General features: G+C 70.2%; 10 protein-coding genes. 5 read left to right on the top strand and 5 right to left on the bottom strand.

What is annotated here, in order from left to right; genetic code table 11:
- The first annotated feature begins 15 nt into the window (after positions 1-15).
- The 5 genes from KBX71_RS06750 to KBX71_RS06735 are packed head-to-tail and all read left to right on the top strand — an operon-like array spanning position 16 to position 4,176.
- On the top strand, positions 16-912 hold the full coding sequence (locus KBX71_RS06750; RefSeq protein ID WP_210817142.1) for an acetylating acetaldehyde dehydrogenase: 897 nt from the start codon (positions 16-18) through the stop codon (positions 910-912).
- Positions 909-1,973 (top strand): 4-hydroxy-2-oxovalerate aldolase, encoded by a 1,065-nt coding sequence (dmpG, locus tag KBX71_RS06745; protein WP_210817141.1) that lies wholly within the window; start codon positions 909-911, stop codon positions 1,971-1,973. The genes KBX71_RS06750 and dmpG overlap by 4 nt, the downstream gene beginning before the upstream one ends.
- On the top strand, positions 1,966-2,193 hold the full coding sequence (locus KBX71_RS33550; RefSeq protein ID WP_247683040.1) for an acyl carrier protein: 228 nt from the start codon (positions 1,966-1,968) through the stop codon (positions 2,191-2,193). The genes dmpG and KBX71_RS33550 overlap by 8 nt, the downstream gene beginning before the upstream one ends.
- Complete coding sequence (locus tag KBX71_RS06740; protein ID WP_307846989.1) at positions 2,186-3,247, top strand: histidinol-phosphate transaminase; 1,062 nt, start codon at positions 2,186-2,188, stop codon at positions 3,245-3,247. Before KBX71_RS33550 ends, KBX71_RS06740 begins: the two co-directional genes overlap by 8 nt.
- A complete protein-coding gene (locus KBX71_RS06735; protein WP_247683038.1) occupies positions 3,247-4,176 on the top strand; it encodes an LnmK family bifunctional acyltransferase/decarboxylase in 930 nt (309 codons plus the stop codon). The genes KBX71_RS06740 and KBX71_RS06735 overlap by 1 nt, the downstream gene beginning before the upstream one ends.
- Positions 4,177-4,443: 267 nt before the next feature.
- Here the strand turns inward: KBX71_RS06735 and KBX71_RS06730 are convergent, their stop codons facing one another.
- Genes KBX71_RS06730 through sbnA form a run of 5 tightly spaced genes read right to left on the bottom strand, consistent with a single transcriptional unit; the run spans position 4,444 to position 21,368 of the window.
- Positions 4,444-5,730 carry an MFS transporter gene (locus KBX71_RS06730; protein WP_210817138.1) on the bottom strand — a complete coding sequence of 429 codons (1,287 nt, stop codon included), beginning with the start codon at positions 5,728-5,730 and terminating at the stop codon, positions 4,444-4,446.
- Between the two features lie 5 nt (positions 5,731-5,735).
- Entirely contained in the window at positions 5,736-12,896 is a 7,161-nt protein-coding gene (locus KBX71_RS06725; protein WP_210817137.1) for a non-ribosomal peptide synthetase, read from the bottom strand.
- Positions 12,893-19,357: a non-ribosomal peptide synthetase gene (locus KBX71_RS06720; RefSeq protein WP_210817136.1), complete on the bottom strand. Its 6,465-nt coding sequence runs from the start codon at positions 19,355-19,357 to the stop codon at positions 12,893-12,895. Before KBX71_RS06720 ends, KBX71_RS06725 begins: the two co-directional genes overlap by 4 nt.
- The gene (gene sbnB / locus KBX71_RS06715; RefSeq protein ID WP_210817135.1) at positions 19,354-20,364 is read right to left on the bottom strand and encodes a 2,3-diaminopropionate biosynthesis protein SbnB; all 1,011 of its coding nucleotides are present in this window, start codon (positions 20,362-20,364) and stop codon (positions 19,354-19,356) included. Before sbnB ends, KBX71_RS06720 begins: the two co-directional genes overlap by 4 nt.
- Positions 20,358-21,368 (bottom strand): 2,3-diaminopropionate biosynthesis protein SbnA, encoded by a 1,011-nt coding sequence (sbnA, locus tag KBX71_RS06710; RefSeq protein ID WP_210817134.1) that lies wholly within the window; start codon positions 21,366-21,368, stop codon positions 20,358-20,360. Before sbnA ends, sbnB begins: the two co-directional genes overlap by 7 nt.
- Positions 21,369-21,457 lie beyond the last annotated feature (89 nt).

Raw genomic sequence — 21,457 nt, 5'->3', positions numbered from 1 at the left:
AAGGCGATCTCCTCGATGAATTCAGAACGACGGCTGTCAGCTGGGGTGCTCGGCGCCGGGCTCATCGGCGTCGACCTGGCGGTGAAAGTCGAGCGGTCCGCTGCACTAGACCTTCGCCTCGTCGCTGGCCGGACGGCCGACAGCCCGGGCCTCAAGCGGGTCGCTCGGCTGGGGCTGCCGGCCGCCAGCCGTGGTCTGTCGTCACTTGCCGACCTCGACGAACCGCTCGACGTGGTCTTCGACGCCACCAACGCCGGCTCGCACGCCGAGCACGCCGAGGTGCTGGCACCGCTCGGCACGCTGCTGATCGACCTCACACCCAGCCGGATCGGGCGCATGGTCGTCCCCACCGTCAACGGCGCGGAGGCCGCCGCTCACCGCGACCTGAACATGGTGAGTTGCGGTGGGCAGGCATCGGTGCCGATCGTACGAGCGATCGCCCGAGCCCACCGCATCGACTACGTGGAGGTGGTCGCGACCGCCGCGACACTCAGCGTCGGCCGCGGGACCAGGTTGAACCTCGATGAGTACGTGGAGACCACTCAGGACGCGCTCCGCGAGTTCACCGGCGTCGAGGACGTGAAGGCCATCCTCAACGTCAGCCCGGCTCGTCCTCCGGCGACCTTCAGAGTGGCCATGTCGCTGGTCGGCGAGGGCCTGACCCACGAGTCGGTGCACCCGCTCGTGGCGTCCGCCGCCGCCGAGGTCCGTGCCTTCGCCACCGGCTACACCGTGGCGAGTTGCATCGTGAACGACAACAAGGCGTTCATCGCCGTCGAGGTGACCTCCTCAGGCGACCAGATACCCGCCTACGCGGGCAACCTCGACATCATCAACTCGGCTGCGATCCGGGTCGCCGAGCGTTGTGCGGTGGAACGCCGACCGATCGAGGCCATGGAGGTCGTGTCATGAGCCAGCAAGCTGCGGAAAGTTCGCCGAGACAACCGATCCTGATCCACGACCCGACGCTGCGCGACGGGCACCACGCCGTCCGCCACCAGCTCGGGCGGGAGCAACTTCGGGCGTACGCTGCCGCCGCCGACGCCGCCCGGGTACCCGTCGTCGAGGTGGGACACGGCAACGGCCTGGGCGCCTCGTCCCTGCAAGCCGGCCGAGCCCTGCTCAGCGACGAGGCGATGCTGTCGGTGGTCCGGGACGCGTTGACCACCACCAAGCTCGGCGTCTTCATGCTGCCGGGCTGGGGCACGACCGAGAGCATCCGGCTGGCCGTCTCGTACGACGTCGACCTCGTCCGTATCGGCACCCACTGCACCGAGAGCGACCTGGCCGAACGGCACCTCGGGCTGCTGCGCGACGCGGACGTCGACGCACACGGCGTGCTGCTGATGAGCCATATGGCCAGTCCCGAGCGCCTGGCCGAGGAGTGCGCGCGGCTCGTCGAGTTCGGTGCGACCGGCGTCGGCATCCTCGATTCCTCCGGCCACTACCTGCCGCGAGACGTGAGCACGCGGATCGCGGCCATCCGGTCCGCCGTCAGCGTGCCGCTGATGTTTCACGGGCACAACAATCTCGGTATGGCGGTGGCGAACTCCATCGCCGCCGCCGAGGCGGGCGCCACCATCCTGGATGCCTGCGCCCGGGGGTTCGGCGCGGGGGCCGGCAACACCCAGCTGGAAGTTCTCGTGCCCGTGCTCGAACGGCTGGGCTATGACACCGGCATCGATCTCTATCGGCTGCTGGACGCGGCGGACATCGCCGAGCGGGAGCTGATGCCCGCGCCGCCCACCATCGACTCGATCGGCGTGGTGAGTGGTCTCGCCGGAGTGTTCTCCGGGTTCAGGAACCGGGTGCTGGACGTCGCCGCCCGCGAGGGCGTCGACCCGCGCGACGTCTTCTTCGAACTGGGCCGCCTACAGGCGGTGGCCGGGCAGGAGGACCTCATCGAAGACGTGGCGCTCGCGTTGCGTGCCGGGTCCACGGGTCAGCTTGAACGGACGGCAAGCCATGTTTGACCAACTCAAGGCCATCCTGGTCGAGGATCTGCAGATGCGGACCGAGGACGTCGTGGCCACGGCCGATCGCGTCGAGGTCGGCCTCGACTCCCTCGCCGTGGTCGAGCTGTCGGACCTGCTCAGCAAGCGGCTGGACATCCACGTCTCCGACTACGAACTGCTGGAACTCGCGACGGTTGGCGATATCGCCGAGCTGGTCGCGGAGCGCTGTCGTGCGTGAGGCCGCGGGGCCGACCGCCGGAAGGTCCCATGCCGCCAGCCGGGCCCTGTCGCGCAACGAGTCACCGCACGGCCCGTTGCCGGACATCGTCGCCGCGGTCGCCGCGAGCAGCCGGGACGTCAACCGCTATCCCGACCCTGCGTGTACCGACCTGACCGTGGCGCTCGCCCGGCGGCACGCTGTCGAACCGGACCGGGTGGCGGTCGGCGCCGGATCCTGTGCGTTGCTCCAGGCGGTGTTCCAGCTCGCCGGGCCGGGTGCGACGGCCGTCTACGCCTGGCGTTCCTTCGAGTACTACCCGATCCTCGCCGGCCATCTGGGGGTCCACTCGGAGCGGGTGCCACTCGCCGACGACGTGCACGACCTCGCCGCCATGGCCGATCGCATCACCGCCACGACCCGGCTGGTCGTCATCTGCAACCCCAACAACCCCACGGGTACGCTGCTCGGCCTGGACCGGCTGCGCGCGTTCCTCGATCGCGTCCCGCCGACCTGCCTGGTCGCCCTCGACGAGGCGTACTTCGAGTACGTCGACGAGCCGATGGGAACCGGCGGTCTCGCGTTGTGCGACAGGTATCCCAACCTGGTGGTCCTGCGCACGTTCTCGAAGGCGTACGGCCTGGCCGGGCTCCGGGTCGGCTATCTCATCGGCGCGGCGCGCATAGTGGCGTCGCTGCGCGAGGTGACGCTGCCCTTTGCGGTGAGCGCGCCGGCCCAGCACGCGGCGGTCGCCGCCCTCGCCCTTGAGGACGTGCTCCTGACGCGGGTCCGGCAGACGATCGCCGAGCGGACCCGGGTGCGGGCTGCCCTACTGGCCGACGGCTTCGCGGTCCCGGCCAGCCAGGCCAACTTCCTGTGGCTCGGGCTCGGCCAGAACGCGGGCCCGTTCGGCAGTTGGTGTGCCCGGGTCGGAATCGAGCTGCGGGTCTTCGCCGGGGAGGGCGTCCGGGTGTCGCTCGGTTCGCCCTCGGACAACGACGCGTTCCTCGCGGCAGTACACCAGTGGCGCATCCGCAACGCACCGGAACTACTCACGACTGGAGGGCTGAGATGATGCCCGAGAACACAGCCCTTCACCGGAAGGTGATCGTCGCGCCTGGAATGTGCAGCGGCGGGTCTCTGATCTTCGGGCGGATCGGCGACTGGACGTGGGAATCGGTGGCCGAGACCTGCCGCACCAACGTGCACGCCGCTCGTACCGCCGAAGGCCAACCGACCTACCTCTCGTTCTACTACTACCGGGTCCGGGGCGGGAAGGTCGTTCATCCGCACGGCCTGGCCTTCGGTGACGAGCTTGAGGTGACGTCGAGGGTCTTCCAGTTCGGCGGCGGCTCGGTTCTGACGTTGCACCGGCTCGCGCCGACCGGCTCCGGCCTCGGCGCCGCGTTCCTCGATCCGGCGGAGGTCTACGAGACGCCGGACCCGGAGTGCATGTACGCGGAGACGCTCAACCGGTGGATCGCGCGCGGCAATCCGGGCAGCAACCGGGTCCTCTCCGAAACCGTCCCCGACGGTTTCGACAACGCCGACCTGCCGCGACTCCCCAATCAGTTCTCACCGCGTACGCTCGTCGGCCGCGCCCGCGGTGCGGGCAGCTTCCTCACCCCGGCGCCGCCGGGATTCGCGGTCGCCGGGGGCGAGCTGTCCTTCGAGTACGCGCTGGACGCCGTACGGGACATCAACGGCGCCGGGCTGGTTTACTTCGCCTCGTACTTCTCGATCTTCGACACGGCGCTGATGCGTCTGTGGCGTGGGCTCGGCCGCACCGAGCGGCAGTTCCTCCAGCGGCGGGTGATCGATCAGAAGGTGGGCTTCTTCGGCAACGCCGACCTGGGCTCGCTCTTCACCGTCACCGCCCGGAGATGGCAGAACGTCACCGACCCGCTCTCCGAGATCGCCGACCTGGAACTGCGCGACTCCGCCAGCGGTCGGCTGCTGGCCGTCGCGGCGATCGAGACGGAGACCCCGTCGACGCTGGCCTGAGGACGGCGTCGACCCGACAGACTGCGAGCCCGGCCGGCACCCCACCGGCCACCCTGATGGGCGCGGTTGCGAACCTGCAACCGCGCCCTGCCCTTGAGCTGCGCCCGCGCGATCGTCGTCGGAGGACCAGGCACCAGGGCGCTTCCTCCGCGTCATCACACGGTGATGTCCGGGCCGAGGTCGGCCCGGACATCACATCCTTCACGTAGTCGGGTGAACCGTTCCGCGAGGAACCAACAGTGGTTCGCGGGCACTGGGCCGAGCGGGCTACCGAGCAGCTGCCGTCGCAGGCTCGGGCTGCGGGCTGGTCAGCGTCACCGGATCGAAGTGCCGCAGTGCCACCACCAGGTTGACCGCAGCGAGGGTGGACAGGGCCGCGAGGACGAGCAGGGTCGTCGTCACGCCGAAGCGGCCGATCGCCATCCCGCCGGCCAGGAAGCCCAGCGGGCCGGCAATGTTGCTGATGGTCATGACCGCCTGGATCACCTTCGCCCGGATGTCCGCCGCGAACCGGGTGGCCAGGATGCTGAAGAACGGAGCGTTGGACAACGGAAGCGCCGCACCGGACACCGCGAGCGCGGCGACGAGGACCGGCACCGGCACGTCGAACAGCAGCACCCACCAGGGCAGGACGAGCTGGAAGGCGGCCAGCCCGAAGACCATCGTCGGGGACAACCGGCTGCCGATCAGATAGCTGACGGCCGCCCCGGCAATCGCGCCGGCGCCGAAGCCGGAGAGCAGCAGCCCACCGACCCTGGCATCGCCGGCGAAGCGGGCGAACGCCAGCAGCGGCAGCGCGAGCATCAGGACCCGCATGAGGAAGCCGAAGCTGACGGTCGTGACCATCACCCGTCGCAGGAAGTCGTCCCGGAGCAATGCGCGTACCCCGGCCAGGATTCCCGAGTGCTCCGGGGTCTGCCGCTCCTGCAGTGCCGGCGTCGCCGGCTCCGTCCGCCGCGTGCGCGGGACGAACCACCACAACAGCAGACCCGACACCGCCGAGGTCACGGCGTCGAACAACAGCACCCTCTCCGCGCCGAACGCCGCGATCAGCACGCCCGCTATGGCCGGGCCGGTCAACGCGGCGATGTTGAAGCACCCTTCCAGCACGCTGTTCGTCCGCATCAGCGCCTTCGGGTCCGGACCGGCGAGTTCGGTGGCCAGGTCGCGTTGCGCGGCGAAGTAGGGCACTCCGAGTACGCCGATCACCGCGACGATTGTCAGGAGCAGGGGAAAGCTGAGCAGGCCCACCGCGGCCAGCGCAGGTATCGACGCGATGGCCACGAACTGCGCGAGGTCGATGACCACCATGGTTAGGCGTGCGCCGTACCGTTGGATGACCTCGCCGCCCGCGAATCCGAGCACCGCCATGGGGAGCACCGACACGGCGAAGACCAGACCCGCCCGCGGTGCCGAGCCGGTGCTCTCCAGCACCAGCCACGGCAGCGCGAGCGTCGTCATCTGGGTCCCGACGGCGGACCCGGCGCCGGCGGCATACACCGCCGCAAGGGCCCGTCTGGTGGTGCCCGGTGCGGGAGATGGCGCGGTCGACATACCGTTCACCGTCGGCCCGCCGGCTTGTCGATCAGCCCCGTCAGAATGCCGGCGAGGTCCGCCACGTATTCCTTCATGACCGAGAAGTGCTCACCCTTCGCCCGGTGTACCCCCAGCCCGGCGGTCCGCTCGCGCCACCGTTGGAGGTAGTCGTGGTAGCTCTGGCCGGAGCTGACGACCTCGTGCTCGCCCAGCGCCAGCTCGTCGCTGACGATCAGATGCAGGTGTCCGGCGTACGGGCGGTCCCGGTAGGACAGCACCATTTCCATCACCTCCTCCCACATCCGCGCGGCGGGCAGCCACATCGTTCCCGCGCCGCGCTCGGGGAGCGTGATCCCGTCGTTGCCGACGATGTCGTCCACGATGTGTTCGAGCAGCGCCAGCGTCTCCTGCCGGAGCACCGAGGTGTCCTCGTCCGGCGGCGCCGCGTCGAGCCGCTCCAGGTTCGTCACACACTGCTTGATCAGCCCGTACTCCGACCAGAGGTGCTCCTTCTGCCAGGCGTCCTGCCCCGGGTCGAGCAGGATGAAGGTGACCTCCTCGCCTTCGGCCATCAGTCGGCTGGCCATCTCGGCGCTCACCCCGCTGCCGCCACACCAGCTGAAGATCCGGTACGGCCCCCGCGGGACCGCCTCCCGCAACTCCGCGAGGTAGCGGGTCGCCATGTCCTCCGTGGACGGCACAGAGCCGGTCGACGGGTCGCGGCCCGGCCACTCGAAGGCGACCACCGGCAGATTCGGATCGAGGTGCTCGGCCAGCCGCCGGTACCAGTGCGCGCTGCCGCCGCCGGGGTGCACACACACCAGTGGCGGCTGGTCGCCGGTCCGGCGCAGCCAGAGCAACGCCGTGACCGGCTGCCGCTCGCCGTCGATCGACGCGGCGAGCGCCGCGAGCGTGCGGTGCTCGACGAAGGTTCGAACGGTCGTCTCGATGCCGTGCCGGTCCCGCAGCATCGCGATCGCCCGCAACGTCAGCAGCGAGTGCCCGCCGAGGTCGAAGAAGTCGTCGTCACGGCCGACCCGGGGCAGGTGAAAGACCTCGGTCCAAACCTCGGCGACGGCCACTTCCGTGGGCGTACGCGGCGCGCTGTATTCCCGTACCGACGTTCCCGCCGCCGGCCTGGGCAGCGCGGCCCGGTCGAGCTTGCCGTTGTCGTTCAGCGGGAGCCGGTCCAGGCGGACCCAGGCCGTCGGGACCAGGAAGCCGGGGACCCTGCCGCGCATCACGTCACCGAGCCGGGCGGGGTCGGCCGGGCCGTCCTCGTCGAGCACGACGTACCCGACGAGCTGCTTGATGCCGTCCACGCCCTGGTACGCCGCCGCCGCGGCGGCCCGCACCGTGGACAGCTCGGCGATCGCGGCCTCCACCTCGCCCAATTCGACGCGGTGCCCACGAATCTTCACCTGGTGGTCGCGCCGGCCGATGAAGTGGATCGTGCCGTCCGGATCCTGGCGGACCATGTCCCCGGTGCGGTAGAGCCGGTTTCCCGGCGCGTGTCCGGACGGGTCCGGTACGAAGCGTTCGGCGGTCAGGTCCGGGCGGCTCTGGTATCCGCGCGCGACGCCCGGACCCCCCAGCAGCAGCTCGCCCGGCACGCCGAACGGAACCGGGTCGAGATTCTCGTCGACGACGTGCACGTAGGTGTGATTGATCGGCTTCCCGATCGGAATGACGTCGGTGAGCGCCGGCAGTGGGATCCGTGGGTGGACGGTGGCGAACGTGGTGCTTTCGGTCGGGCCGTACCCGTTGCTGACCAGCACGCCGTGTTCCATCGCCCTACGCACCTGCAGCGGCGGCAGCACCTCGCCACCGACCACCACTTCCCGTATCCCGGCCAACGCCTGTGGCCGAACGTCCATCATGGTGCTGAAGAGGCCGGTGGGCAGGCACAGCACGGTCACCCCGTGCCGGCGCAGGAGCTCGTCGAGCTCGTCGGCGGTCGGCGTCTCCGGGGAGACGACCAGCCGCGCCCCGTTGCACAGCGCGCCCCAGACCTCGAACGTCGACGCGTCGAAGGCGAGCGTGCCGGCTTGCAGCATGACCTGGTCGGCGTCCAGCTTCGCGTAGTCCTGGCCGTGCACCAGTCGTACGACGCCGCGGTGCGGGACCAGCACGCCCTTCGGACGTCCGGTGGACCCCGACGTGTACGTGATGTAGGCGAGGTTCTCCGGTGACAGCGTCACCTGTGGCGCGGTGGTCGGCCGGCTGCCGTCCGACCACCAGTCGGAGTCCAGGTTCAGCGTGGTCAGCCCGGCACGCGCCGCGAAACGGTGGGCGTGGGTCGGTCCGCTCACCAGGAACTGGGCGCCGGAGTCATCGAGGAGATACTCCATGCGGCCGGCCGGATACTTGGGGTCGAGCGGCAGGTAGCAGCCCCCGGCCTTGAGGATGCCGAGCAGCGCGACCACCGCGTCGATCCCGCGGTCCATGCAGACCGCGACGGGCGTTTCCAGGCCGACGCCGTGCCCACGAAGCGCCAACGCCAACTGGTTGGCCCGGGCGTCGAGTTCGCCGTAGGTCAGGCGCGAATCGCCGCACTCGAGTGCGACGGCGTCCGGCCGGGCCTGCGCCTGGGTCGTGAACAGGTCGGTGACGCACGCCTCGGGCAGGGCGGACCAGTCCTGCTGCGGCTCGGCGAACCGGTGTGCCGGGGTCGAGCTGAGGTCGACCGGGTTCGCGCCGTCGTCGGCGATCATCGCGGTGAGCAGTTCGAGGAAGGTCTGACCCAGGGCGGCAAGCCGCTCCTGGGTCGCCCAGCCGGCCCGGCACTCCAGGCGCAGCTCGCCCGGAAAGGTCAACGTGACAAGGGTGAACTCGTTGGGGCTGTCGTCGACGACAGTGCCGAACACGTCCTGCTGTGCGTCGAGCACGTGGAAGTCGAGGTAGGAGAAGATGCTGCTGATCAGCGGCGTACCGGCGCCCCATGCGCGCTGCATCGCGGGGATCGGGTAGCGCCGATGCGGCCAGACGGCAAGCTCCTCGGCGAACACGGCGCGCACGAGGTCACGCCAACGGGGCGTACGCAGGTCCACCGCGAACGGCACCGTGTTGAGGTACATCCCCATCACCTCGTCGCCGCGCAGCAGTTCGGGCCGGCCGTTGACGACCAGACCACTGAAGAACCGCCGCTGGCCGGTGATGACGCCGATCATCGCGAGGTGCCCGGTGTGCAGCACGGCCTTGAGCGAGGTCTGCGTCCGCGCGGCCAGCTCCCGCAAACCCGGTTCGAGATGCCGCCAGGACAGCCGCAGCTCCGGCACCGCGCCGTGGCCGGCCGGGGCGGTGTCCGCCGGCAACGCGATCCGGTCGTACTCGCCGCTTCGGCTCCGCCAGAAACGTTCGTCCGGCCCGGCCGACAGCGATCGCCGTTCCAACCTGACGAAGTCGGCGTACCGCCCCGGGGGCGGGGGCTTCAGCGCGTCGGGGTCCGCGTCCCGGATCGCCCGGTAGGTGTCCCGCAGCTCCGCGATGAGGGAGTGGTGGCTCCAGCCGTCCAGGATGGCGTGACACTCGGTGTGGGTCAGCACCCACGTCCGCTCCCCGGTGCGGTGCACATGCCAGCGCAGTTGCGGCGCATGATCGATGGGCAGCATCGCCAGCTTCATCGTCTCCCGGTACCGCTCCAGGATGTCCTGCTGCTCAGCTTCCGGGAGCTCGCGCAGATCGTCGAAGCCCACCTCGACTCGCGCCTCGGCGTGGACGAGTTGCATCGGCTCGGTGTAGCCGGACACGTCGAACGTGGTGCGCAGGATCTCGTGCCGGTGGACCAGCCATTGCGCGGCCTGCTGCAACGCGGCCAGCGAGAACGGGCCGTCGTCGACGATGTCGAAGCTGGTGACGTTCTGGTATGCCGGGTGCGAGCCGTTGACCAGCATCTCGTACACCATGCCGGCCTGCACCTGACCCATCGGGTAGGCGTCCACCAGGCCGTCGGGGAGCCGGTCACGGTCGGCCGGGTCGAGTTGCTCGAACGGGCCGACCGGCGGCTCGTCCGCATCGGTCGCCGGCCGGTCGGCGAGCGTCGCCAGCTGCGCCGCGGTCTGGTGCGTGAAGATGTCCTGCACCGACAGGTTCAGCCCGCCCCGGCGCAGGGTACCGATCGCGCGGATGGCACGGATCGAGTCACCCCCGACGTCGAAGAACCGGTCGTGCACACCGATCCGTTCGATGCCCAGCGCCGCCGCGAGCGCCTCGGCGACGACGCCTTCGGCCTCGGTGCGGGGGGCGACGTACGCTCCGGGCGCCCAGGCGCGACCAGGTGTCGGGGCCGGCAGCGCGCGCCGGTCAGTCTTTCCGCTGGTGGTCAGGGGCAGCGCGGGCAGCAGCTGCCAGTGGCTCGGGATCATCGCCTCGGGCAGTCGACCGCGCAGGAACGACGCCACGTCGCTCACCTCGACGCCGGCGTCCGTGTCCCGGGCGACGAGGTAGCCGACGAGCTGGCCGTCGTGCACCGCGACGGCGACCGCGGACACTCCCGGATGCTCCGCCGCCACCGCCTCGATTTCGCCGAGCTCGACGCGGTGCCCACGGATCTTCACCTGGTCGTCGAGCCGGCCGAGGTAGTCAATCCGGCCGTCCGGCAGGTACCTCGCGAGGTCACCGGTGCGGTACAGCCGCCCTCCACCGCCGGACTCCTCGAACGGGTCGGGAACGAACCGCTGTGCCGTGAGCCCCGGGCCGCTGAGGTACCCGCGGGCCAACTGCAGGCCGCCCAGCAGCAGCTCACCCGGCACTCCGATCGGGACCGGTCGCAGGTTCTCGTCGACGATGTAGGTGCGCGTGTTGGCGATCGGCCGTCCGATGGTGACCGGCGTCTCGGGCAGGCACCGCACTGCGGTGACGTCGACGGCCGCTTCGGTCGGCCCGTAGAGGTTGTGCAGCTCGCAGCCGATCCGCTCGTGGACGGCGGCGACCAGGTCGGCGGGGAGCGCCTCGCCGCTACAGATCATTCGGCGCACCGACGGCAGCGGCCCGAACGACTCGGCCAGGAACACCCGCAGCATCGACGGTACGAAATGCAGGGTGGTGATCTGCTCGGTGGCGACCAGGTCGGCCAGGTAGTGCGGGTCGCGGTGGCCGTCGGGCCGGGCGATCACCAGCGTGGCCCCGGTGATCAGCGGCCAGAAGAACTCCCACACCGAGACGTCGAAGCTGTACGGGGTCTTCTGCAGCACCCGGTCGGAGTCGTCCAGCCGGTAGGCGTCCTGCATCCAGTGCAGCCGGTTGACGATCGCGCGGTGGGTGACCACGACGCCCTTGGGCCGGCCGGTCGAGCCGGACGTGTAGATCACGTACGCCGGGTGGTCCGGCCCGGCCGGGGTCGTGCTCGCCGGTGCCGATCCGCTGCCGGTGATGGCCGGTTCGCCGTCGGTGAGGACGATGGTGACACCGGCGTCGGCACACATGTAGTCCCGGCGCTCGGCCGGGTGGTCCGGGTCCAGCGGCAGGTACGCGCCGCCGGCCTTCTGGATCGCCAGCAGCGCCACCACCAGCTCGATACTGCGTCGGCGGCACACGCCGACGATCGACTCCGGCCCGACGCCCGCGTCGACCAGGTACCGCGCCAGTCGGTCGGTCCGCCGGTCCAGCTCGGCGTAGGAGACATCCTCGCCCTCGAAGCGGAGGGCGACGGCGTCCGGGGTCCGAGCCACCTGTCGCGCGAACAGCTCCGGCAGGGTGCCGGTCGGGTACGCCACCTCGGTCTCGTTCCACGTCCGCACCACCAGCTCCCGCTCCGCCGGTGGGGACTCGACCAGTTGGCTGATCGGTGTATCCGGTGTGGCCGCGATGCTGCCGACGAGAGTGGTGAAGTGGCTCGCGAACCGCTCGACGGTGTCCCTGTCGAACAGCGCGGTGGCGTAGTTCAGGAAGCCGGTGAGGGTGCCGTCGGGCTGGTCGACGACCACCAGGGTCAGGTCGAACTTGGCGTCGCTCTCGCCGACCGGCAGTTCCTCGGCGCGTAGTTCGCCGATGCGGCGGGCCGAGGAGTCCCCGTTGGCCCACAGGAACATGGTCGAGAACAGCGGGGTCCGGGACGCGTCGCGCACCGGGGCCAGCTCGTCCACCAGCCGTTCGAACGGGAGTTCCTGATGGGCGTAGGCGCCGAGCGCCATCTCCTTGACCCGCCGGAGCACCTCGCGGAAGGACGGGTCGCCGGACAGGTCGGTGCGCAGCACCAGCGTGTTGAGGAACAAGCCGATCAGGTCCTGCACCTCGGCCCGGTCGCGACAGGCCACCGGGGTGCCGATCGTGATGTCGTTGCTCCGGCCGAACCGGCCCAGCGTGATCGCGTACCCGGCCATCAGCACCATGAACGGCGTTGCGCCGGACTGGCGGGCGAGTTCGTGCAGGGCCCGGGCGTCGGGCGCGGACACCGCGAACGGGACCAGGTCGCAGGCGCTGTCCCGGACCTCTGGGCGAGGCCGGTCGAGCGGCAGTTCCACAGCGGTGGCGCCGGCCAGCGCCTGCCGCCAGTAGTCGAGCTGGCGATCCAGCTTGGCACCGGACATCGCATCGCGCTGCCATTCGGCGACGTCCGCGTACTGCACCGGTAGGGGCCCCAACGGGGACGGCCCGCCGGTCACCGCGGCGGTGTACAACCGGTCGAGCTCACGCCACAGCACCTGCTCGGACCAGCCGTCGAAGGCGATGTGGTGCAGGGTCACCACCAGCGCGTGCTCCTCGTCGGCCAGCCGCGCGAGGGTTCCGGTCAACACCGGGCCGGCCGCCAGGTCGACGGGTGCCCGGTCGTGGGTCATCCAGCCGGCGATCCGTTCGTCCTGCACGGCGGGGTCGAGGCCACGCAGGTCCACCTCGTGCAGCGTGGCCGGCTGCGGAGGGTCGATCACCTGGCCCGGTTCACCGTCGACCACCACGTAGCGGGTGCGCAGCACCTCGTGCCTGGCCACGACTGCGTCCAGCGCCGCCCGCAGCGCGCCGGGTTCCAGCGGCCCGAACAGGCGCAGGCCGGCGCTGGCCAGATACTCCGTACCGCCCGGCCGAACCTGGTCGAGAATCCACAGCCGGCGCTGCGCGAACGACAGCGCGAGCGGCGTCTCACGCGAGACCCGGGTGATCCCCCCATCCGGCGCGGCGGTCGCGGCACCTCCGAGCCTGCGCCGAAGCAACTCCGCGCGCAAACCGGCTCGATCGATTGTGTCAGTCACAGGGCACCATCCTGGGAAAGCAGTTCGCTCATCTGGGCGTCGGTCAACTCGTCGAGTTCCGCCGTGATCAGGTCGGTCACCACCACCGCCAGCTCGGCCACTGTGGTCACCTCGAACAGGCAGCGCAGCGGGACCTCCACGGCGAAGGCCGCCCGCAGCCGGGCCAGGACCCGGGTGGCCAGCAACGAGTGGCCACCGAGCCCGAAGAAGTCGTCATCGACGCCGACCCGGTCGACGCCGAGAACGTCCGACCAGATCCCGGCGATGGTCTCCTCCGCCGGGTTCCGCGGTGCCACGTACCCGCGGGTACCGTCGAGTTCGGACGGCGTCGGATCCGGCAGCGCCGCCCGGTCGACCTTCTTGCTCGGTGACAGCGGCAGGGCCGCGACGGTGACCCAGGCCGACGGGATCATGTACGAGGGCAGCGACTCTCGTATGTACGCCCGCAGCTCGTCGAGGTCGGGTCCGATGTCGTGAGGCCACTCCAGGTAGGCGACGAGCCGCTTGTCGCCGGGCCCGACGTCCCTCGCGACGACGGCAGCCGCGGACACCGCGGGGTGCCTGGCCAACACGGCTTCGATCTCGGCGAGTTCGATCCGGAAACCCCGAATCTTCACCTGGGTGTCAAGGCGGCCGAGGAAGTCGACAGCGCCGTCCGGCCGGAGCCGCACCAGGTCGCCGGTGCGGTAGAGGCGCGCTCCCGACTCGGTGGCGAACGGATCGGGCACGAACCGCTCCGCGGTCAACTCCGGCCGGTCGTGGTAGCCACGGGCCAGGCGCACGCCGCCGAGGTACAGCTCGCCGGGTACCCCCACCGGGAGCGGACGCAGCTCCGCGTCGAGCACGTACACCCGGGTGCCGGCGGCCGCGCGGCCGATGTGCAGGGTGGCCGTGCTGCGCTCGTCGGCGAGATCGCCCGACACAGAGTTGAACATGCAGGTGACGGTCGCCTCGGTCGGCCCGTAGGTGCAGAGGAACCGGCCGGGTAGGCCGGTCGCCGCCCAGCGTTGGGCGTCGTCGACGGTCACCACGTCCGAGCTGACGATGATGGTCTTCATCGCGGTGAGCCGGTCCACGCCGGACTCCATCACCTCCCGGTAGTACGCCGGGGTGATTTCCATGATCGTCACGCCGTACTGCGCCAGCTTGGCCGGCAGCTCGCTGGGCGTCCAGAAGACCGGATCGCTCACCACGATCGTGGCACCGGCGGCCACAGTGGCGCCGATCTGATCCATCGCGACGTCGAAGGTGAGTGCCGAGAGCAGCACGACCCGTTCGCCCGCGCGGATGCCGTACTGGTCGGCGACCACCCGGCAGTGGTGCGCGTACGCCCGATGCGAGATCATCACGCCCTTGGGGCGGCCGGTCGACCCGGACGTGTAGATGATGTACGCGAGGTTGTCCGGCACGGTGACCGATGCCGGGTCGGCCGTTGGCCGGCCGCTCGCCCGGTCCCCGTCGTCGACGACCAGCACCGGCCGGCCGTGCCCGGCGAACCGGTCGGCGAACGCGCCGGTGGTCACCACCAGGTGCGCTCCGGCGTCGGCGAGCATGTAGCGCAGCCGCTCCGGGGGATGTTCCGGGTCGAACGGCGCGTACACCCCGCCGGCCTTGAGCACCGCCAGCAGCACCACGACCGGTGCGATCCCGCGCTGAAGGCACGAGCCGACGATGACCTCCGGACCGACCCCCATCGCACGGAGCTGTAGCGCCAGCTCGTTGACCCGAGCGTTCAGCTCGGCGTAGCCGAGCCGCTCAGCGCCGAACACCACGGCGGTCGCCTCCGGAGTCCGGGCCGCCCACTGTGCGAACAGTTGCGGTACCGAGAGGTGCCGTTCGCCGGGCGGGTCGAGCAGGTCCAGCCGGTCCGCGTCGGGGTCCGCCCACTGGTGCACGATCGTGTGGCGTTCGTCGGCCGACAGCAGATCCAGCTCGCTGATCCGGGTCTGTGGGGTGGCGGTCACTCCACCCAGCAGGCGTAGGTACTGGCCGGCGAGACGTTCGATCGTCGAGCGGTCGAACAGCGCCGTGGCGTACTCGAACCAGCATTCTAGCCGGCCGTCCGGCTGCTCCATCACGGACAGGGTGAGGTCGAACTTGGCCACCGACAGGCCGCTGTCCAGGCCGGTCGCGGCGCAGCCGGCGAGGGTGGACGCCGCGTTACCGGCACCGGTGTGCTGTACCTCGAACATGATCTGGAACAGCGGGTTGCGGGACAGGTCGCGGTCCGGTTGCAGGGCGTCGACGAGGTGTTCGAACGGCACCTCCTGGTTGGCGAACGCCTCCAGAGCGCTCCGGCGGACCCGGTCGACCAGGTCGAGGAAGGTCGGGTTCCCGCCCAGGTCGGCCCGGACCACGAGGTTGTTGACGAAGAAGCCGACCAGGTCCTCGGTCTCCGGCCGCGTCCGACCGGCGACCGGGGTGCCGATCGCGATGTCGGTGCGGCCGGTGTGGCGGCTCAGCAGCACGTCGAACGCGGCCAGCAGCACCATGAACAGGGTTGCGCCGGTCTGGTTGCCCAGCTCGCGTACTGCTGCTCCGGTGGTCTGCGGAATACCGACGATCAGCATTTCGCCGCGCAGGTCACGCCCAGGCTGGCGGGGCCGGTCGGGGGTCAGCTCGACCGGCACGAGCCCGGCGAGCCGGTTGCGCCAGTGCTCGATCTGGTTGCCGATGGTGCCGTCGGCCTGCCGGTCGCGTTGCCAGACGGCGAAGTCGGCGTACTGCACCGGAAGCGGCTGCGTCGACCAGGGGGTATCGGCGAGCCCTGCCACGTACGCCTCGTTCAGCTCGCGCAGGAAGATGCCCAGCGACCAGTTGTCGAAGGCGATGTGGTGCAGGGTGATCGCGACCAGGTGTTCGTCGGCTGCCGTGTGCACGACGGTGACCCGCAGCGGACGCTCGTGGGTGAGGTCGAACGGCCGGGCGCTCACCGCTTCGATGATCGTCCTGGCGCGCTTCGCGGCCTCCACGGTGCCGGTCAGGTCCACCACGTCGAAGGGCACCGGGCCGGGGGGATCCACAAATTGCAGCGGGACACCGCTGTCCCCGACGTAGCGGGTGCGCAGCACCTCGTGCCGGGCGCTGACCTGCTCCACCGCGCGGCGCAGCGTCGCGGTGTCCAGCGTTCCGGTGAGGTGGTACACCATCGGGATCAGGTATTCCGCGCTGCCCGGTTCGAGCTGGTCCAGGAACCACAGTCGTTGCTGGCCGAACGAGGTCGGCAGGGTGCCGTCGCGGGGTACGGGCACGATCTGCGGCTCGCTGTCGGGTGCCGTGCCCGCGTCGATCGCCGCGGCGACCCGCTCCACGGTCCGTCCTTCGAACAGTGTGGCAACCGTCAGCTCCAGCCCGAACCTGCGGCGCAACCGGTGCGCGAGCCGGATCGCCAGCAGCGAATGCCCACCCAGCGCGAAGAAGTCGTCGCCGACGCCGACCCGCTCGACCCCGGTCAGCTCGCCCATGAGGGTGGCGACGGCCCGCTCGGTCTCCGTCCGTGGGGCGCCGTGACCGGCGGCTACGTCATCGGGCTCGACGTGATCCGGGTCGTCGTCCGGTGGGCGGCTGCCGGGGGGCGGCAGCGCCGACCTGTCGACCTTTCCGTTGGGCAGCGACGGCAGCGCGGCCAGCCCGATGATGCTGGCAGGAACCATCGCGGCGGGCAGCCGGGTGCCGAGGAATCCAGACAACTCGTCGGTCTCCACCATCGCCCCGGCGGTCGGCACCACGTAGCCCGCGAGTTCCAGGTCACCGGTGACGGACCGGTAGGAGGTGACCACGGCCGCCGCGACCGACGGATGCGCCCGGAGCGCGGCCTCCACCTCACCGGGTTCGACACGCACCCCCCGCACCTTGACCTGCGCGTCGAGGCGGCCGACGAACTCCAGGACCCCGTCGTCACGCCACCTGGCGAGGTCTCCGGTGCGGTACCACCGCTGGCCGGGCCGGGTGGCGGAGGGATTCGGGGTAAAGCGTTCGGCGGTGAGGTCGCCGCGCCCGGCGTAACCGCGGGCGAGGCCGACACCGCCGATATGCAACTCACCCGGCACGCCGATGGGCGCGAGCCGGCCGGCGGAGTCCACCACGTACAGGTCGACGCCGGGCAGCGCGGCACCGATCGGAGCCGTACCGTCGGTCTCACCACGCGCGTAGCGCCACGCGGTCACGTCGATCGAGGACTCGGTCGGTCCGTAGGTGTTGTACAGCTCCACCTCCCGCACGCCGAGCAGTCGCTCGCACAGTTCGGTCGGCAGCGGCTCGCCGGCCGAGCACACCAGCCGCAGCGCGTCGCAGGCGGCCAGCTCCGGCTCCTCGACCACGGTGCGCAGCACGGACGGGACGAGTTGCACCACGGTGATCCGGTACGCGGCGAGGGCACCGACCATCACTGCGGTGTCGCGGTGCGCGTCCAGCGGCGCCATCACCACAGAACCGCCGGACACCAGCGGCGCCAGGAACTCCCACATCGACGCGTCGAACCCGATGGTCGTCTTCTGGAGTACCCGGTCGGTACAGGTGAGCCCGAACCGGTCCACCGCCCACAGCACCCGGTTCCGGATCCCGCCGTGACTGATCACGACTCCCTTGGGGCGACCGGTGGAGCCGGACGTGTACATGACGTAGGCGGCGTTCGCGGCGTCGAGCGCCACCGGGGGCGGGGGCGTGGCGCGGGCGATGTCGTCCCACTGCTCGTCGAGCACCACCACCGGGGTCTGCTGCGGAATCCGCTGCCGCAGCGCCGTGTCGGTGAGCACCAGTTCGACGCCCGCATTTTCGATCATGAACTCGAGTCGCTCGTCGGGCAGGTCGGGTGCGAGCGGGACGTAGACCGCGCCGGCGGTGAGCGAGCCGAGCAGCGCGACCACGAGATCGGTACCGCGGTGCAGGGCGACGCCGACGGCGGTTTCCGCGCCGACTCCGCGAATGCGCAGGAAGCTGGCCAGGTTGTCCGTCCTGGACCTCAGCTCGGCGTAGGTCAGCTCGGTGTCACCACAGACCACGGCCACCGCGTCCGGTGTGGCCTCGGCCTGCGCCCGGAACAGGTCCGGCAGCAGCGCGTCGGTCGCTCCGCCCGGGGCGGGGTGCCAGCCGAGCAACTGCTGCTGTTGCGCGGCCGCCACTGTCGACACGTCGCGCAGCGGCGCCTCCGGCGCCGCCGCCAAGTTCTCCAGCAGCGCCACGTAGTTGTCGGCCATCCGCTGGATCCGGGCCCGGTCGAAGAGCGCGGTCGGATAGGTGATCCGGGCGACCCAGGATCCGTCCGGCTCCTCGGTCATCTGAAGCGACATGTCGAAGGTGGCACTGCGAACGGGGGTCGGCACCCAGTCGACCTCGATGCCGGGCAGACTCAGCGGCTCCCCCTGGCCGTTCAGGACCGCGAACCCGACCTGGAAGAGCGGGTTCCGGGACAGGCCGCGGTCCGGCGACAGTTCGGCGGCCAGGCGTTGCAGGGGTACGTCCTTGTGCTCGAAGGCGTCCAGGGCCGTCTCGCGGACCCGGCCGAGCAACTCGACGAAGGTGGGATCGCCGGACAGGTCGGTCCGCAGCACCACCGTCTGCGCGAGCGAGCCGATCACCGGCTCCAGCTCGACCCGGTTCCGCCCACTGGTCGACACCCCGACACCGAAGTCGAGCTGATCCGCGTAACGGCTGATCAGGAGCTGGTAGGCGGCCAGGAACACCATGAACGGGGTCGTCCGGGCGGCGCGTCCCACGGAGCTGATCCGGGCCGCCAACGGGGCCGGCACCGCGAACGCCACCACGTCGCCGGCCGGTTCCCAGGCGGCGGGGCGCTGCCGGTCCGTGGGCAGTTCCAGTGACGGCAGTCCAGCCAGTCGCTCACGCCAGTAGTCCAGGTGCCGGACGAACGCCGCGTCGTTCGCGTCCCATCGGCTCCGTTGCCAGTCGGCGAAGTCGGCGTACTGGAGCTCCAGTGGCTCCAGCGACGACTTCTCGCCGGCGGCATGGGCCGGGTAGAGCACGCCCAGTTCCCGGGCGAGGATGCCCAGCGACGGGCCGTCGAAGGCGATGTGATGCACCACCAGCATCAAGATCGCGTCAGTGGGGGCAAGCTGCACGAGGGTCAGCCGCCAGGGGGCTGACTCACGCAGGTCGATCGGCGTGGTCACCGCCACCTCGCCGATCTCCCGTACCCGTCGGTCCTGTTCAGCTGCCGGGTGCCCGGTGAGGTCCACCACCGTGAGGTCGGCCGCCGACGGCTCGTCGATGATCTGCACCGGCTGTCCGTCAACCGTCGAATAGCGGGTGCGCAGAATCTCGTGCCGGCCGGCGATGTCAGTGAGGGCGGCGGTCAGCGCCGCCCGGTCCAGCGGCCCGCGCAGCCGGAATCCCCAGTGCAACAGGTACTCCTGGGTGCCGGAGCGGACCTGGTCGAGAAACCACAGCTGCTCCTGCTCGAACGACAGTCGGAGCCGGTTGTTGGTTTCGAGGATGTCAGTCATGCGCACACCTGCTGCTTCGTCGGTAGGAAGTCATCCAATGTGGTGCCCAGGCTGCGGCCCGACGCCGCACGCCGGACCAGGTCGGCCACTGCCAGATCCAGGCAGCCGAGTCCGAACGGGGAGAACACCGTCACGGCTTCGTCACTTCTGACGTACCGCTCACCGGCCACCAGGACTTCGCCGAGCGAGGCGGCGATGAAGTCGTGGTGGCCGGCCTCCTGTTGGGCCAGGTCCAGCGAGGTCGCGGCCCGACACACGTGGTCCGCGTCGTCGACGATGTTCACGCTGGAACGGATCGAGTCGGTGGTGAGGTCACGCAGCGACAGATGCAGCACCAGCGTTCCCGGGCGGCAGTGCTCGGTACTCAGGTGCGGGGCGCTCGCCGTCGTAGCCAGACACACCAGCTTGTGGCGGGACATGGCGTCGGCCGCGTTCTCGGCCACGTCGATCTTCAACGCCGGCCAGACCGACCGCGCCTCGGCGGCGAAGGACTGCGCCCGTTCGGCGCTGAGGTCGTACAGGGTCACCGTGTCCAGCGTCGGCAGCACGGTGCACAGATACCTCAGCACCTCGAAGTTGATCGGACCGCAGCCGACGAGCGTCACCGCGGATTCCGGGCTGGACGAGGAGAGCGTGGACGCCGCCAGGGCGGCACTCGCGGCCGTACGCCCGGCCGAGATCGCCGACGCTTCGAGGATCGCCTCCGGCACGCCAGTGTGTACCGAGTTCAGGATCATCACGGCCGAGGCCCGGTGCATCCCCCGGTCGAGGTTGCCGGGGAAGGATGACACCCACTTCACCCCGCAGGTCGGCGTCTCACCTCCCAGGTAGGCCGGCAGCGCGATGATCCGCTCGCGCTCTCCGTCCGGGAAACGGAGGAAAACCGACTGCGGTACCCGGGTACGGCCCAACGCGTGCGACCGGTACGCCGCCTCCACTGCGGACACCACATCGCGCTCGCCCCCGTCGAGGACGGAACGGACCTCACCTGCTCCGAGAATCAACATGGTGCCACCTCCATGTCGGGCTTGGTCCACAGGTGCGACACGTCACCGAAGTAGGTCATGACCCAGTCGTCGTCGTAGATGGTGTCGAGGTACCGCTCACCGCGGTCGGGAAAGACCATCGCGCAGGTGGCCCCGGGTCGGATCTGGTCGCGCATCTGCTCCAGGCCCGCCACGACGGCACCCGACGAGCCACCGACGAGAATCGCCTCGCGGGCGGCCAGCCGGCGGCACGCCACAATTGCGTCGAGATCGTCGACTCGGACCACGATGTCGGCCAGATCGCTGCGGTACAGCTTCGGACGCACCGATGCGCCGTGGCCGGGAATCATCCGCCACCCCACCGCCGGGCCGAATATCGCACTGCCCAACGCGTCCACCGCCACGATCGTCACCGGCAGTTGGTGCGACCGGATGTATTCGGCGCACCCCCGCAGGGTGCCGCAGGAACTCGTGGCACAGAACAGGTAGTCGATGTCCGGCAGGGCGCGCACGATCTCTCGTACGGTCGTACGGTGTGCCTGCGGGTTGAGTGGGTTCGAATACTGGTCCGGGCAGTACGCGTGATCGATCGTAGCGACGAGTTCACGCACCCGACGGATACGGACGGGCAGGTACTCTCCGGTGGCCTGATCGACATCGGTGACCACCTCGACCTGCGCGCCCAGCGCCCGCATGATGGCGATGTTGTCCTTGTTGGTGCGCGGGTCCACCACACAGATGAAGCGAATTCCGTAGTACCCGCAGACCTGCGCGAGCCCGATCCCGAGATTGCCGGAACTGGACTCGATCACCACCGATCTTCCGGGTACGAGCCGCCCGTCGTGTATGCGTCCTCGCAGCATCTCCAGCGCTGAGCGGTCCTTGATACTGCCGCCCGGATTGTGGGACTCCAACTTAGCGAACGTCCTGAACGGACTCTCGGGGTCGAGCTTCACCAGCTCGACGATCGGTGTCGCTCCGATGGTCGCCAGCACTCCTGACCCAGGGGGGGTTTGTTCGGTCATAGAGCCGCTCCTCGAATTGCATCCGCCGCGATGCGCCTACTACGAGATTCCTCCGCACCATCGAGACAGCGCAGGGAAGAACATGCAGA

It is taken from the genome of Micromonospora sp. D93, assembly GCF_018070365.1.
Classification (GTDB): domain Bacteria; phylum Actinomycetota; class Actinomycetes; order Mycobacteriales; family Micromonosporaceae; genus Micromonospora; species Micromonospora ureilytica.
The sequence above is the reverse complement of the archived record's forward strand: the minus strand, read 5'-3'. Positions and strand labels throughout refer to the sequence as shown.

Coding starts and splice junctions, on each gene's coding strand:
- KBX71_RS06750 (WP_210817142.1), top strand. CDS start 16: ATGAATTCAGAACGACGGCTGTCAGCTGGGGTGCTCGGCGCCGGGCTC.
- dmpG (WP_210817141.1), top strand. CDS start 909: ATGAGCCAGCAAGCTGCGGAAAGTTCGCCGAGACAACCGATCCTGATC.
- KBX71_RS33550 (WP_247683040.1), top strand. CDS start 1,966: ATGTTTGACCAACTCAAGGCCATCCTGGTCGAGGATCTGCAGATGCGG.
- KBX71_RS06735 (WP_247683038.1), top strand. CDS start 3,247: ATGCCCGAGAACACAGCCCTTCACCGGAAGGTGATCGTCGCGCCTGGA.
- KBX71_RS06730 (WP_210817138.1), bottom strand. CDS start 5,730: ATGTCGACCGCGCCATCTCCCGCACCGGGCACCACCAGACGGGCCCTT.
- KBX71_RS06720 (WP_210817136.1), bottom strand. CDS start 19,357: ATGACTGACATCCTCGAAACCAACAACCGGCTCCGACTGTCGTTCGAG.
- sbnB (WP_210817135.1), bottom strand. CDS start 20,364: ATGTTGATTCTCGGAGCAGGTGAGGTCCGTTCCGTCCTCGACGGGGGC.
- sbnA (WP_210817134.1), bottom strand. CDS start 21,368: ATGACCGAACAAACCCCCCCTGGGTCAGGAGTGCTGGCGACCATCGGA.